This window comes from Micromonospora sp. WMMA1923 (assembly GCF_049179195.1).
Lineage (GTDB): Bacteria > Actinomycetota > Actinomycetes > Mycobacteriales > Micromonosporaceae > Micromonospora > Micromonospora yangpuensis.
In genome coordinates this window covers 152,618-165,811 of record NZ_JBMHLZ010000001.1, presented here as the reverse complement: position 1 = coordinate 165,811, position 13,194 = coordinate 152,618, and the positions used below count along the sequence as shown (strand labels likewise).

The following is a 13,194-nucleotide window of genomic DNA, read 5'->3' as shown; positions in this document are numbered from 1 at the left end:
GTGCCGCTACGGTCAGCGGCGGCGGACCCGGTGTAGGCGGAACGGCCGGCGGGTGGCCCGCAGCACCGGGGCGGGCCGGGGCGGTTCGGCCAGCGATCCGGCCGGCAGCCCGTCGCCGCTGACCGGCTCGCCGGCCGGTACCAGCCGGACCAGCGCGCATCCCTCGTCCGCCCACCGACGGACCAGGTCGGCGGCGGCGCCGGGGGCGTTCAACCGCTTCGCGGCCACCAGCGGGGCGGCATTCTCCCAGGCCTCGGTGTCCGGGTGCACCCGCTGCACCCGGGCCGGCCAGGTCACGATCCGTCCGCCGTGGTCACCGCGGAGGGTGACCTGGGCCTGCTCCGCCTCGGCCAGCCCGGGGGCGGACTGCTCCCCCGGGCCGCTGACCACGAAGAGCGCGGCTTCCAGGGGTACGCACCAGAGCGCGCGGGCCGGCCCGTCGGCCACACTGACCCAGGCCATGGCGGCCTTCTTCATCGCCTCGTCGACAAGCGGGGTCGTGGTGCGCCCGTCCACCTCGTCAGTCACCCGTCCATCCTGCCCCACCGGGCTGGTGTGGCGGCACCCCACGCTCAACACCCCCTGGCACCGGTGAGAGGGGTGCCCCGCTCTACCGGAAGCGTTAACAGGGGGCCCTTCCTTACACCTCAGCCGAGGAAGGGGGGGATGGTGATCTCGCCTCGGGCGATCGGGACCACCTGGCCGGTGACGGTGGCCCCGAGGGCGGTGCCGCCGGCGGCGGTGACCGTACAGGCCAGCAGGGAGGGCCGGCTCATCTCGACGCCCTGCCGGATCGTGTACTCCGAGCGGCCGTCGCCGGGCAGCAGGCCGCTGGCCACCAACCAGACGCCGAGGCCGAGGGCGGCCGAGCCGGTCGCCGGGTCCTCCGGTACGCCGATGCCCGGCACGAAGACCCGGGCGTGCGCGGTTTGCGTGTCGGCGTTCCAGGAGAAGACGCTGACGTGCTCCACGCCGTACCGTTGCGCCGCCGCCGCGTTCACCCGCGCCCGGGCCACCGCCTCCGGGTGGACCGGGAGATACGGGAACTCCAGCCCGCACCCGGCCACCCGGGGTGCCGGGCCGACGTGGTCGTCGGGGTCGAGCCCGGCCATCTCCAGCAGCTGCTCCGCGTCCAGCTCGGGACCGAGCGTGGGGGTGCCCCCGGTCAGGGTGGCGGCGGTCCCGGTCACCTCGATCGGCAACACCCCGGCGCCGCACTCCTGGGTGACCTGCCCCGCCCCGAAGAGCCCCCGACGGCTGGCGGTGACCGCCGCGCCGACGCTCGGGTGTCCGGCGAAGGGCAGCTCCACCGTAGGCGTGAAGATGCGCGCCCGGTAGGTGACGCCCGCCTGGGTGGCGGGCAGCACGAACACCGTCTCGGAGAGGTTGAACTCCAGCGCGAGGGCCTGCATCTGTGCCGTGCCGAGCCCTTCGGCACCGAACACCACGGCCAGGGGGTTGCCGGCGAAGGGCCGGTCGGTGAAGACGTCCACGATCTCGTAGGCCAGGGTCGACATGCTGTCAAACACTAGGCGCTTAGGCTGGTGCCCGTGAGTACGCCGAACCGGGTCTATCTGGCGCGGCTCGCCGGAGTGGCCGTTTTCGATCCCAACGGTGACCAGGTGGGCCGGGTCCGTGACGCCGTGGCCCGGCTGCGCCCCGCCGAGGCGTCGCCGGAGGTGGTCGGTCTGGTCGCCGAGATGCCGATGCGGCGACGGATCTTCCTCTCCCTCAACCGGATCACCTCGATCGACGTCGACGCGGTCGTCCTCGGCAGCGGCACCCTCAACCTGCGCCGCTTCGAGAAACGCCCGAACGAGCTGCTCGTCCTGCAGGAGCTGCTGGACCGGCGGGTGCAGCTCGACCCCGGCGGGCAGGCCGGCACCGTGGTCGACGTGGCGATGGAGCACCACCGCAGCGACGAGTGGTTCCTGACCCGGGTCGCCGTACGCGAGCAGACCGGCCGGCTCAGTCGCCGTGGGCACCTGCACCAGGTCGAGTGGGAGAAGGTCCGGGGCCTGACCGGCATCGCCGACGCCCGGGGGACGGCCAACCTGCTCGCGGTGCTGGCGGACATGCGCCCGGCGGACCTGGCCAACGCCCTGCAGGACCTCCCCGACGGCCGCCGCAACGAGGTGGCCGCCGCGCTGGACGACGAACGCCTCGCCGACGTGCTCAGCGAGCTGCCGGAGCGTGACCAGGTGGAGATCCTCGCCGCCCTGGACCGGGAACGGGCCGCCGACGTGCTGGAGGAGATGGACCCGGACGACGCCGCCGACCTGCTCAACGAGCTGCCCCCGCCGGAGCAGGACGTGCTGCTCGACCTGATGCGCCCGGGTGAGGCCGACCCGGTGCGGCAACTGCTCAAGTACACCCCCGGTACGGCCGGCAGCGTGATGACCTCGGAGCCGGTGGTGCTGCCCCCGGACGCCACGGTGGCCGAGGCGCTGGCCCGGATCCGGGAGCCGCAGCTCTCCCCCGCCGTGGCCGCGCAGGTCTTCGTGACCCGCCCGCCACTGGCCACCCCGACCGGGCGGTACCTGGGCATGGTGCACTTCCAGGCGTTGCTGCGGGAGCCGCCGGCGGACCTGCTGGGCGGGGTGGTGGTCAACGACATCGATCCGCTGCGTCCCGCCACCGGCCTGCCGGAGATCATCCGCCGGATGGCCACCTACGACCTGGTGGCCATGCCGGTGATCGACCAGAACAACCGGCTGGTGGGTGCGGTGACCGTCGACGACGTACTGGACCACTCGCTGCCCAGGGACTGGCGGGACCGGGACGCCCCGGCCACCACCGGCCCGGTGCTGGACGGCACCCATGGCTGAGCAACGCCGGGTGGGGCGGCTCGACCAGCCGCGCGAGCCCCGGGGCGTCAAGCTGCCCAGGTTCGACCCGGAGGCCTTCGGCCGCTGGTCGGAGGGGATCGCCCGGGGCATGGGCACGGCGAACTTCATCGTCTACATGACGGTGGTGATCGCCGTCTGGTTCCTCTGGAACACCCTGGCGCCTGCGGACCTGCGCTTCGACCCGTACACGTTCACCTTCCTGACCCTGGTGCTCTCCCTGCAGGCCTCGTACGCCGCGCCGTTGATCCTGTTGGCGCAGAACCGGCAGACCGACCGGGACCGGGTGGCGCTGGAGGAGGACCGGCGGCGGGCGACCATGCAGAAGGCCGACACCGAGTACCTCGCCCGGGAGGTCGCCGCGCTGCGGATCGCCCTGGGTGAGGTGGCCACCCGGGACTTCCTCCGTTCGGAGCTGGCCCGGCTGGCCGAGGAGTTGGACGAGGCCAACCAGCGCCGCCAGCGACTGGAGCGCCGGCAGCCGACCCGGGTCCCCCACCGCCCGGCCCAGGATCCCCTCGCAGAGCCCCAGGACGACCTGGACACCGACTGACCACCGCCGGCGACGTAGCATTGCCGGCATGTCAGCACCCGTCAGCACCGTCGCGGACGCCATCCAGGCCGCCCTGGCCACCGTCGACGATCCGGAGATCCGCCGGCCCATCACCGACCTCGGCATGGTCCGCTCCGCCGAGCTCGGCGAGGACGGTGTGGTCCGGGTCGAACTGCTGCTCACCGTGGCTGGTTGCCCGTTGAAGGACAAACTGCGCAACGACATCACCGCGGCCCTGGCCGCGGTGCCCGGCGTGGCCGGGGTCCAGATCGAGTTCGGGGTGATGAGCCCGGAGCAGCGTCAGGGCCTGCAGGCGAAGCTGCGCGGCGGCGGCGCCACCGAGGAGCCGGTCATCCCGTTCGCCCAGCCCGGCTCCCGGACCCGGGTGTACGCGGTCGCCAGCGGCAAGGGCGGCGTCGGCAAGTCCAGCGTGACGGTCAACCTGGCCGCCGCCCTGGCCGCCCGGGGGCTCTCCGTGGGCGTGGTCGACGCCGACATCTACGGGCACTCGGTGCCCCGGATGCTCGGCGCGGACGGTCGCCCGACCCGCGTCGAAGACATGATCATGCCGCCGCAGTCGCACGGCGTGAAGGTGATCTCGATCGGCATGTTCACCTCCGGCAACGCCGCCGTGGTGTGGCGCGGCCCGATGCTGCACCGGGCGTTGCAGCAGTTCCTCGCCGACGTCTACTGGGGCGACCTGGACGTGCTCCTGCTCGACCTGCCGCCGGGCACCGGCGACGTGGCGATCTCGCTCGCGCAGCTCCTGCCGAACTCGGAGATCCTGCTGGTCACCACCCCGCAGACGGCCGCCGCCGAGGTGGCCGAACGGGCCGGTGCGATCGCCCTGCAGACCCACCAGCGGGTGGTCGGTGTGATCGAGAACATGTCCTGGCTGGAGTTGCCGGACGGCTCCCGGATGGAGATCTTCGGCAGCGGTGGCGGCCAGACCGTGGCCGAGTCGTTGAGCCGGACCATCGGGGCGCAGGTGCCGCTGCTGGGCCAGGTGCCGCTCGACACCCGGGTCCGGGAAGCCGGCGACGCGGGCAACCCGATCGTGCTGGCCGCGCCGGAGTCCCCGGCGGCCCGTGCCCTCGGCGAGGTCGCCGACCGGCTCGCCGTCCGGCGTGAGTCGCTGCTCGGCAAGCCGCTCGGCCTCAAGCCGGCCGGCCGCTGACCGACGACGCACCCGCCGCCTCCAGCGCTGAGAAGGGGCTCCCTCTCGACACATCCGGTCGAGAGGGAGCCCCTTCTTACCTGCCTGGCTGGGTTACCCGCCGGCGCGGGCGCCCGGCGAGGACCGCCGGGCGCCGGTCGCGTCCAGGGTGCTCAGGTGACGTCGTCGTAGCGGGGGGTCCGAGGTGCCGGGGCCGGGGCGGGCGCGGTGGTGGTCGACGCGGCGACGGCACCAGAGGCAGCGGCACCCGAGGCAGCGGCGGCACCAGAGGCGGCAGCGGCAGCACCAGAGGCGGCGGCTGCCTTGCCACCCGAGCGCGGGTCGACGCTGGCGGCCACCTCCTTCAGCTCGTTGTGCACGCCGGTGACGTCCGCCCGCAGGTTGTCGTAGACGCCCTGCAACGGCTTCCGGATCGCCTGCTCGTCCTCCTCGCTGAGCAGGTGCTTGCGGATGAACGCCTTCGGGTGCAGATCCTCCAGCTGGATGTCGGTGCCCAACTCCTTGCTCAGGTCGGTGGTGGCGTTGCGGGCCATGTCACGCAGGTTGCGCACCATCCGCAGGCCGTCACTGATCACCGCCGGCAGCCGGTCACCGAAGATCAGCAGCGCCAGCAGCAGCAGCGCACCGATCTCCCACCAGTTCAGGTTGTCGAACACTGCTCGGCCTCCTCCTCGGCGTCAGGACCAGCCTACGCACGTGACAGGCTGGTCGGGGAGGGGGTGAACGGTGCTCACTTCACATCCGCCGCAAGGGTGACCGAGGCGTTCTGCTGGTTGGCGCCCCGCCGGTACTCCACCGTCACCACCGAGCCGGGGGCGAACTTGCGGACCAGGGCGATCAGATCCGTCGGCTCGGTCATCGGCCGTCCGGCGAGCCTCAGGATCACGTCGCCCGAACGCAGCCCCGCACCGGCCGCCGGGCCGGACGGCTCCACCGCCGCCAGGCGTACGCCCTCGTCGTTGGTCTGTCCCGGGCCACCGACCTGGGCGCCGATCACCGTACGGCGGGCCTTGCCGGTGCCGATGATGTCCTGGGTGACCCGCTTCGCCTGGTTGATCGGGATGGCGAAGGCCAGACCGATGTTGCCCGCCTCCTGCCCCTCGGCGACCAGGGACTTGATCGTCGAGTTCACCCCGATGACCCGGCCCGCACCGTCGACCAGCGGGCCGCCGGAGTTGCCGTGGTTGACCGCGGCGTCGGTCTGGATCGCCGCGTAGTACCGCACCGGGCCACCCGGCTCACCGGCCTGCATCGTCCGGTCCAGGGCGCTGATGATGCCGGCGGTGACCGTGTTGGCCAGGGAGAGCGGCGAGCCCATGGCGAGCACCGGGTCACCGACGGCGAGCGCGTCGGAGTCGCCGAACTCCACCGGCCGCAGGCCGGTACGCGACACCTTGATCACCGCGATGTCCGACTCCGGGTCCTGCCCGACCAGGGTGGCCTGGGCCGACGTGCCGTCGTGGAAGATCACCGAGGCCCGGCCGGTGCCGCCGGCCACCACGTGGTCGTTGGTGATCACGTGGCCGTCGGCGCTGACGATGAAACCGGAGCCCTCGCTCGTCCCGCCGAGGCCGTTCACCCGGACGGTGACCACGCTGGGCAGGACCCGTTCGGCGACCCCGGCCAGCGACTCCGGCCGGCGCTGGGCCAGCGCGGGCGGCTCGGCGGAACCGGCACCGAGCACCGTGCCGGCACCGGCACCGCCGCGGACCGCGAAGGCGTACCCGAGGGCACCGCCCAGGGTGCCCGCGAGCAGCGCGGTGATCAGCGGGATCAGCAGCAGCTGACGCAGCGTGGGGCGGCCCGGGGCGTCCGGATCGGTCACCGGCTCCGGCTCGGCCCCGGTGTCGCCCGGGGTCCGCACCACCACGGCGGTCGGTGCGGCCGGATCCCGCCACGGATCGGCGAGGGCGTCGGACCACCAGGGCGACGGCGTACCGCCCGGCGACGGTGCCATCGGCGGCCCTGCCGGCGAGACCCGGGCGTCCGGCTGTCGCGCCGGTGCCGGAGTTCCCCCGGGCTGGCGCCAGTCCCAGCCGTCGGTCACGTTGGTGCCTCCCAGTCCGTCCCCGGTCCCCCGCCCTGCGTCCCGCCACGGGCCGGTCCGGTCGCGGCCGGCGGGGTACCGCTTCCAGGATTGCACGGATGTGCCGGGTGGGGTCAGCGGTTGTCGTCGGGGACCGCCGCGGCTGCGCGGTGTGGCACCCGCCTCTAGGCTCATAGCGCCAGCCCGCCCCCGAACCACTCCCGCCGCCCGGAGGTGCCCCGTCACCATGGCCGCCAATCCCGGCAGTACGACGACCCAGGCCGTCCAGCTCGCTGAGTCGTACGTCACCGAGGACCTCGTGCTGCGGACCGCCCGCCGCCTCGCCCAGGAGGTGGGGGTCGACGCGGTGACCCCGGGTGCCGGGGCGGCTCTGCGCCTGCTGGCCGCGGCGGGCAGCGCCCGTGCGGTGGTGGAGATCGGCACCGGCACCGGGGTCAGCGGCGTCTGGTTGCTGCGCGGCATGCGTACCGAGGGGGTGCTGACCACGATCGACCTGGAGATCGAGCACCAGCGGATCGCCCGGCGGATCTTCACCGAGGCGGGTTTCCCGTCCGGCCGTACCCGGATCATCACCGGGCGGGCCCTGGACGTGCTCCCCCGGCTCGCCGACGGCGCCTACGACCTGGTCTTCGTCGACGCCGAGGCGACCGGGTTCAGCGCCTGCGTGGAGGCCGCGTTGCGGCTGCTGCGCCGGGGCGGCGTGCTCGTGCTCAACGGCGCGCTGGCCGGCGGCCGGCTCGGCGACCCGGCCGCGCGGGACGCCGAGACGGTCACCGTCCGCGAGACGATCAAGGCGATCCGGGAGTCGGAGCACTGGATCCCCGCGCTGCTCCCGGTCGGAGACGGTCTGCTCGCCGCCGTCCGCTGCTGACCGGCCCGGCTCAGTCGAGGGCGGCCAGCCAGCGCAGCAGCCCCCGGACGCCCCAGCCGGTGGCTCCCTTGGTCAGCTCGGCGTCGTCCCCGCCGGCCCAGGACGGGGCGGACATGTCCACGTGCACCCACCGGTCCCGCAGGTCGCCGGTGAACTCGCGCAGGAAGAGCGCGGCCGTGATCGAGCCACCACCCTGGGTCGGTGCGCTGTACAGGTCGGCCAGGTCGCTGCCCAGGTACTCCACGTAGTCCGCCGGCAACGGCATCCGCCAGGCCGCCTCACCGGCTGCGTCGATCGCCGTCAGCAGCGCCCCGGCCAGCTCGTCGTTCTCGCTGTACAGGGCACCGGTGCGGTTGCCCAGCGCGACCGCGTTGGCACCGGTCAGGGTGGCCAGGTCGACCAGCAGGTCCGGGGCGAGCTCGGCGACCGCGTACGCCAGGGCGTCGGCGAGCACCAGCCGCCCCTCGGCGTCGGAGTTGGTAGTCTCACTGGTCAGGCCGCCGTAGTGCCGGACCACGTCGCCGGGGCGGAACGCCGCGCCACTGACCATGTTCTCCGCCAGCGGCACCAGCGTGGTGATCCGGACCGGCAGCCGCAGCTGCGCCGCGGCCAGCGTGGTGGCGACCACCGCGGCCCCGCCGGCCATGTCCTTGCGCATCAGCTTCATCGCCGGCACCGGCTTGATCGAGATGCCGCCGGTGTCGAAGGTGATGCCCTTGCCGACCAGCACCACGTGGGTACGGGCGTCCGCCGGTTGCCAGCTCAGCTCGACCAGCCGGGGTCCGCTGGCCGAGCCGCTCCCCACCGCGAGCAGGCCACCGAACCCCTCGGCGGCCAGTTCGGCGGGCTCGCGGACCCGCAGTCGCAGGTCGGGCCGATTGGCAGCCTCGGCCGCCACCTGGTCGGCGAACCACTGCGGGTTCTTCACCGACGAGGGGGTGTTGGTCAGGTCCCGGGCGAACCTGGTGAACCGGGCAGTGATCTGCGCCACGTCGGCGTCCCGGGTGCAGGCGTCCGGGTCGGCCAGCACGATGTCGACGTCGGCGAGCGCGGGCCGCTCACCGGCGTCGGTGAGGCGGAACCGGTACGAGCCGAGCAGCAACCCCTCGACAAGTCCCCGGACCGCCGCCGGGGTGACGTCGGCCGGGGTGGCGACGGTGAGGTGCGGCTGGGCGGCGGCGGCGCGGGCCAGTGCCGCCCCGGCGGTCCGCCAGGCCGCCTCGTCGCCGGCACCGGTGCCGAGCAGCAGCAACCGGGCGGGGGTCCCCGACGGGCGCAGGTGGTCGCGGGTCTCGCCGGCCCGACCGGTGAACTTCGCCGCCGGCAGGAGCGCGACGACCTCGTCCCGTACCTGGTCGGTCAGGGCCGGCACGGTGCCCGGGAGCGAGCCGGTGGCCTGCTCGGCCCCGGTCGGGGACCCGGACTCGGCTCGGACGGGCAGGACGAGGGTGTCGAGCCGCTCCGGCTCGGCCACCAGTCGGAAGGCCAGCACGCTGGTCCGTACCTCCAGGAAAGAGCGGGGAACGCACGGACCGCGCCCCCTGGGCAGGGGTGGATAAGACCCTGAGCCACCGGCGTCGCCGGTGGCTCAGGGGTTGGCGAACCGTCCGCACGACGCGCGCCGCCCGGACCGCCCGTCGGTCAGCCCGCGGCTGCCTTGAGCGCGTCACCGAGCGCGTTGGCCTCGTCGGGAGTCATCTCGACGACGAGCCGGCCACCACCCTCCAGCGGGACCCGCATGACGATGCCCCGGCCCTCCTTGGTGACTTCCAGCGGACCGTCGCCCGTCCGCGGCTTCATCGCCGCCATGTTGTCTCCCCTCAGACCTACACCAGGGTCGGTGGGTTGCCCCACAGCCTCTATCGCAATGACCACCGCAGCCTTCGCGGGGGTTTCGACCAACGATTTTCCCTGATGAACACCGCCGGACCCAAACCGAAACAGCAACGATGTAACAGCGTCTAGCATATCTTGAAAAGGCCTGTCACAATGTGCGGTCATGCAGGCACGGTCGGCTCTCTTCGACCTGTACGGCGACCATCTCCGGAACAAGGGTGGCTGTGCACCGGTCGCTTCCCTGGTCAAGTTGCTCGCGCCGCTGGGCGTAGCTCCCCCGGCGGTGCGTACCGCCGTGTCCCGGATGGTGCGCCAGGGCTGGTTGGATCCGGCCAGACTGGCCTCCGGGCCGGGGTATTCGATCACTCCGAAAGCCGCCCGGCGACTGGACAAAGCGGCCGCCCGGATCTACCGGACCGGTCGAATCAGCTGGGACGAACGGTTCGATCTGCTCATCCTGGAACTGCCCGCCGGCCGCCGCGAACGGCAACGGCTCGCCGCCAACCTGGCCTTCCTCGGCTACGGCACGCTCGACGAGCAGACCTGGGTGGCCCCCCGGGCCGCCGAGGAGGTGGAGGCGCTGCTGGCCGAGGCGGGAGTGCCCTGCCAGCGCTTCACCGCCACCCACCACGACGGCGTGTCGGGTGCGATGGGCCTGGTCCACCGCGCCTGGGACCTCGTCGAGATCGGCCGGGCGTACGAACAGTTCGTCGCCGAGCAACGCCCCCTGCTCAGCGCGGTGACCGGGCGCAGCCCGGACGAGCAGGCGTACGCCGCCCGGTTCCGGCTGGTGCACGCGTGGCGTACCTTCCTTTTCCGGGACCCGCAGCTGCCACCGGCGCTGCTGCCCGACAGGTGGCCGGGCACCAGCGCGGCCAGGTTCTTCGACCGGCACGCCAACCGGTTGCGGCCGGCCGCCGACCGGTACGTCGAGCAGTGCCTCGACGCCGGCAACCGTCTCACCCGACAGAAGGGGCGTTAGCCAGTGCCCGAGCCGCTGCTCGTCGACCGCACCGATGCCGTCGTCACCCTCACGATGAACCGCCCGGACGCGATGAACGCGTTCGACGTGGCCCTGAAGGAGGCGCTCCGGGACGCCCTGACCGAGCTGGAGCAGGACCGCTCGTGCCGGGCGGTGGTGCTGGCCGGTGCCGGTGGCGCGTTCAGCGCCGGCCAGGACCTGCGCGAGCACGTGCAGACGCTGGAGGGCAGCGCCGACCCGCTGGACACGGTCCAGCAGCACTACAACCCCATCGCCGCCCGGTTGGCCAACCTGCCCAAGCCGGTGGTGGCCGCGGTACGCGGGATGGCCGCCGGGGCGGGTGCCTCGGTGGCCCTGCTTGCCGACTTCCGCATCGGCGGGCCGAAGACCCGCTTCCTGATGGCCTTCGCCGGGGTCGGACTGGCCGCCGACACCGGCGCGTCCTGGTCGCTGTCCCGGCTGGTCGGGCACGCCAGGGCGGTCGAGCTGCTGATGCTCGCCGAGCCGGTGTCGGCCACCCGGGCCCACCAGATGGGGCTGCTGAACACCCTGCTCGACGACGACGAGCAGGTGCTGCCCACCGCGCAGGAGCTGGCCGCGCGACTGGCCGCCGGCCCGACGGTGGCGTACGGGGCGATCAAGCGGCAGCTCTCCGTGGCCGCCGCCGGCACCCTCGCCGACGCGCTGGCCGCCGAGGCGCAGGCACAGGCGATCTGCGGGGCCACCGCCGACCACCGGGCGGCCACCTTCGCCTTCGTCAACAAGCAGAAGCCGGTCTTCGAGGGCCGCTGAGGGCGTCAGCGGGCCACGTAGCCGCCGTCGACGGGGATGGTGTGCCCGGTGATCCAGGCGGCGTCGTCGGAGGCGAGGAAGGCCACCACGCCGGCGACGTCGTCCGGGGTGGGCAGCCCCGGCTTGGGGTTGAAGGACTCCATCCGCTGCCGCATCTGCGCCGGGTCCGGCGCGGTGTCTATGAAGTTCTCCACCAGCGGGGTCAACACCACCGTCGGGGCCACCGCGTTCACCCGGATGTTGCGCGCCGCGTACTCGATGGCGGCGGAACGGGTCAGGCCGACGATGCCGGCCTTGCTGAAGGTGTACGGGGAGATGTTCTCCTGGGCGGCCAGGCCGGTCGTCGACGAGGTGTTGACGATCGACCCGCCGCCGCCCCGCAGCATCGCCTCGATGCCGTACTTCAGCACGTAGAAGACGCCGTCGCCGTTGATCTTGCGGACGCGTTCCCAGTTCTCCACGTCCATCTCGTGCAGCGGCTGCTGCTTGCCGTCGATACCGGCGTTGTTGAAGATCACATCGATCCGGCCGTACCGCTGCATCGCGTCCGCGATGCCCTGCTCCACCGAGGCGGCCTCGCTGGTGTCGACGGTGACCGCGAACGCGTCCGGCAGCTCGTCGGCGACCCGCTCGGCGCCCTCGGCGTTGATGTCGGCGATGACCACCCGGGCCCCCTCGGCGGCGAAGCGCCGCGCGGCGGCCGCGCCGAGACCGGAGGCACCACCGGTGATGAAGGCCACCCTGTCCTGGAACCGCATCAGCCCTCCCCTACCCCGGCCAGACCCCTTGCCGAGGCGGTCTGCCCGGATCCCGGCGAGGCAAACCCGGGGAGGTCAGTCCTCCTCCTCCGGGTCCTGGTTGGCCTCCGCCCCCAGCACGAATGCCTGCATGGCCAGCTCGTCACCGGAGGGCGAGACGAAGGCGGGCAGCTCCCGTGGGCCGAGCTCCTGCACGTAGGACCAGAAGAGCCGGACCGCCTCCGCCGGTGAGCCGGCCTCGATCGGCAGATCCAGGCTGACCAGCCAGGTGCGCCGCTGCGGTGGCGGGCCGAGCCGGTCGGCCCACTCCTGCCAGGTGGCGGTGGCCAGTGCGCTGACCGGCCCGTCGATCGTCACCCCGTCGACCGGGAGCGGCTCGTCGAAGGCCCGGCGGGTGTACCGGACCACCAGCGACGCCGGGCTCGGCTCCGACTGGGGATCGTCCGGATCCTCCCGGCGCTGGTCGGTGGGGGTGGCGACCCGGCCCAGCGCCACCAGGCGGGGCGGGGAGTCGACAAGCACCGCCACCGGTTCACCGGGGCCGGGTCGGGCGGTGCCGTCCGGGCCGGACAGCTCCAGCGTGTCGTGGTGCACCAGGCGTTCCGCGTCGAGCCGGTCGGCGGGGAGCAGCACCGCCCAGGCGCCGCCGATGTCCTCGGCCGCCCGGTGCCGGCCGTTGCCACGGTGGTCGGTCTGCGTCATGCCGTCAATCCCATCACGTCGTCGGCACCGGCTGCGACATGGCAGCCCGCGAGGTGGTCGTCGACCATGCCGGTGGCCTGCATCAGGGCGTACGCGGTGGTCGGCCCGACGAACCGGAAGCCGCGCTTCTTGAGCGCCTTGGCCAACGCGGTGGACTCCCCGGTGAGGGCCGGAACGTCGGCGAACGTGCCGGGTCGGGCCGGTCGGGGCGGCGGAGCGAAGGACCAGAGCAGCGCGGACAGGCCCTCCGGCACCTCCAGCGCGGCCCGGGCGTTGCCGATCGCCGCAGTGATCTTGGCGCGGTTGCGGACGATCCCGGCGTCGCCCAGCAACCGGGTCACGTCGGACTCGTCGTAACCGGCGACCGTGGCGAGGTGGAAGTCGTCGAAGGCGAGCCGGAACGCCGGCCGCTTCCGCAGGATGGTCAGCCAGGAGAGCCCGGACTGGAACGCCTCCAGGGTCATCCGCTCGAACAGCGCGTCGTCGCCGCGCAGCGGCCGGCCCCACTCCTGGTCGTGGTAGACCGCGTAGTCCGGGGTGCTCGCCCCCCAACCGCAGCGGGCCAGCCCGTCGGCACCGATCACCAGGTCGCTCACGGTTACACGCTAGGCCAACCCACCGACAGCACCA

The 13,194-nt window shown here is 73.2% G+C and carries 15 protein-coding genes; 6 read left to right on the top strand and 9 right to left on the bottom strand.

Annotated features, from left to right (window positions below; all coding sequences use genetic code 11):
* Positions 1 to 12: 12 nt before the first annotated feature.
* A complete protein-coding gene (locus ACN28G_RS00800; protein WP_229688183.1) occupies positions 13 to 477 on the bottom strand; it encodes a hypothetical protein in 465 nt (154 codons plus the stop codon).
* Between the two features lie 170 nt (positions 478 to 647).
* A complete protein-coding gene (locus ACN28G_RS00795; RefSeq protein WP_421478149.1) occupies positions 648 to 1,517 on the bottom strand; it encodes a PhzF family phenazine biosynthesis protein in 870 nt (289 codons plus the stop codon).
* A gap of 33 nt (positions 1,518 to 1,550) precedes the next feature.
* Here ACN28G_RS00795 and ACN28G_RS00790 point away from each other — a divergent pair, with 33 nt between their 5' ends.
* The 3 genes from ACN28G_RS00790 to ACN28G_RS00780 are packed head-to-tail and all read left to right on the top strand — an operon-like array spanning position 1,551 to position 4,576.
* Complete coding sequence (locus ACN28G_RS00790) at positions 1,551 to 2,828, top strand: magnesium transporter MgtE N-terminal domain-containing protein (RefSeq protein WP_091445912.1); 1,278 nt, start codon at positions 1,551 to 1,553, stop codon at positions 2,826 to 2,828.
* Complete coding sequence (locus ACN28G_RS00785; RefSeq protein ID WP_091434464.1) at positions 2,821 to 3,399, top strand: DUF1003 domain-containing protein; 579 nt, start codon at positions 2,821 to 2,823, stop codon at positions 3,397 to 3,399. Before ACN28G_RS00790 ends, ACN28G_RS00785 begins: the two co-directional genes overlap by 8 nt.
* A 28-nt stretch (positions 3,400 to 3,427) precedes the next feature.
* The gene (locus ACN28G_RS00780) at positions 3,428 to 4,576 is read left to right on the top strand and encodes an Mrp/NBP35 family ATP-binding protein (protein WP_091434462.1); all 1,149 of its coding nucleotides are present in this window, start codon (positions 3,428 to 3,430) and stop codon (positions 4,574 to 4,576) included.
* 152 nt (positions 4,577 to 4,728) lie between these two features.
* On the opposite strand, the gene ACN28G_RS00775 is transcribed toward ACN28G_RS00780, so the two are convergent.
* Both ACN28G_RS00775 and ACN28G_RS00770 read right to left on the bottom strand, forming a co-directional pair.
* Positions 4,729 to 5,232, bottom strand: a complete 504-nt coding sequence (locus tag ACN28G_RS00775; RefSeq protein ID WP_091434460.1) for a preprotein translocase subunit TatB — start codon at positions 5,230 to 5,232, stop codon at positions 4,729 to 4,731.
* A 74-nt stretch (positions 5,233 to 5,306) separates the two neighbouring features.
* On the bottom strand, positions 5,307 to 6,638 hold the full coding sequence (locus ACN28G_RS00770; RefSeq protein ID WP_175440731.1) for a trypsin-like peptidase domain-containing protein: 1,332 nt from the start codon (positions 6,636 to 6,638) through the stop codon (positions 5,307 to 5,309).
* Between the two features lie 211 nt (positions 6,639 to 6,849).
* Between ACN28G_RS00770 and ACN28G_RS00765 the strand changes: the two genes are divergently transcribed.
* Complete coding sequence (locus ACN28G_RS00765; protein ID WP_091434458.1) at positions 6,850 to 7,494, top strand: O-methyltransferase; 645 nt, start codon at positions 6,850 to 6,852, stop codon at positions 7,492 to 7,494.
* A gap of 10 nt (positions 7,495 to 7,504) precedes the next feature.
* Here the strand turns inward: ACN28G_RS00765 and ACN28G_RS00760 are convergent, their stop codons facing one another.
* Positions 7,505 to 8,986, bottom strand: coding sequence for a leucyl aminopeptidase family protein (locus ACN28G_RS00760; protein WP_091434456.1), 1,482 nt, complete (start codon positions 8,984 to 8,986; stop codon positions 7,505 to 7,507).
* 149 nt (positions 8,987 to 9,135) lie between these two features.
* The gene (locus ACN28G_RS00755) at positions 9,136 to 9,303 is read right to left on the bottom strand and encodes a DUF3117 domain-containing protein (RefSeq protein WP_007455245.1); all 168 of its coding nucleotides are present in this window, start codon (positions 9,301 to 9,303) and stop codon (positions 9,136 to 9,138) included.
* A gap of 190 nt (positions 9,304 to 9,493) precedes the next feature.
* Here ACN28G_RS00755 and ACN28G_RS00750 point away from each other — a divergent pair, with 190 nt between their 5' ends.
* A complete protein-coding gene (locus tag ACN28G_RS00750; RefSeq protein WP_421478148.1) occupies positions 9,494 to 10,312 on the top strand; it encodes a PaaX family transcriptional regulator C-terminal domain-containing protein in 819 nt (272 codons plus the stop codon).
* A 3-nt stretch (positions 10,313 to 10,315) separates the two neighbouring features.
* Complete coding sequence (locus ACN28G_RS00745) at positions 10,316 to 11,104, top strand: enoyl-CoA hydratase-related protein (protein ID WP_091434452.1); 789 nt, start codon at positions 10,316 to 10,318, stop codon at positions 11,102 to 11,104.
* A gap of 5 nt (positions 11,105 to 11,109) precedes the next feature.
* Here ACN28G_RS00745 and ACN28G_RS00740 read toward each other — a convergent pair whose 3' ends face one another.
* The 3 genes from ACN28G_RS00740 to ACN28G_RS00730 all read right to left on the bottom strand — a co-directional run bounded on the left by ACN28G_RS00740 (position 11,110) and on the right by ACN28G_RS00730 (position 13,160).
* The gene (locus ACN28G_RS00740; RefSeq protein WP_091434449.1) at positions 11,110 to 11,862 is read right to left on the bottom strand and encodes an SDR family NAD(P)-dependent oxidoreductase; all 753 of its coding nucleotides are present in this window, start codon (positions 11,860 to 11,862) and stop codon (positions 11,110 to 11,112) included.
* A gap of 75 nt (positions 11,863 to 11,937) precedes the next feature.
* Positions 11,938 to 12,564, bottom strand: a complete 627-nt coding sequence (locus tag ACN28G_RS00735) for a hypothetical protein (RefSeq protein ID WP_091434447.1) — start codon at positions 12,562 to 12,564, stop codon at positions 11,938 to 11,940.
* Complete coding sequence (locus ACN28G_RS00730; protein ID WP_091434445.1) at positions 12,561 to 13,160, bottom strand: DNA-3-methyladenine glycosylase I; 600 nt, start codon at positions 13,158 to 13,160, stop codon at positions 12,561 to 12,563. Before ACN28G_RS00730 ends, ACN28G_RS00735 begins: the two co-directional genes overlap by 4 nt.
* Positions 13,161 to 13,194: the final 34 nt, after the last annotated feature.

Coding starts and splice junctions, on each gene's coding strand:
- ACN28G_RS00735 (WP_091434447.1), bottom strand. CDS start 12,564: ATGACGCAGACCGACCACCGTGGCAACGGCCGGCACCGGGCGGCCGAG.
- ACN28G_RS00750 (WP_421478148.1), top strand. CDS start 9,494: ATGCAGGCACGGTCGGCTCTCTTCGACCTGTACGGCGACCATCTCCGG.
- ACN28G_RS00755 (WP_007455245.1), bottom strand. CDS start 9,303: ATGGCGGCGATGAAGCCGCGGACGGGCGACGGTCCGCTGGAAGTCACC.
- ACN28G_RS00795 (WP_421478149.1), bottom strand. CDS start 1,517: ATGTCGACCCTGGCCTACGAGATCGTGGACGTCTTCACCGACCGGCCC.
- ACN28G_RS00765 (WP_091434458.1), top strand. CDS start 6,850: ATGGCCGCCAATCCCGGCAGTACGACGACCCAGGCCGTCCAGCTCGCT.
- ACN28G_RS00740 (WP_091434449.1), bottom strand. CDS start 11,862: ATGCGGTTCCAGGACAGGGTGGCCTTCATCACCGGTGGTGCCTCCGGT.
- ACN28G_RS00780 (WP_091434462.1), top strand. CDS start 3,428: ATGTCAGCACCCGTCAGCACCGTCGCGGACGCCATCCAGGCCGCCCTG.
- ACN28G_RS00785 (WP_091434464.1), top strand. CDS start 2,821: ATGGCTGAGCAACGCCGGGTGGGGCGGCTCGACCAGCCGCGCGAGCCC.
- ACN28G_RS00800 (WP_229688183.1), bottom strand. CDS start 477: ATGAAGAAGGCCGCCATGGCCTGGGTCAGTGTGGCCGACGGGCCGGCC.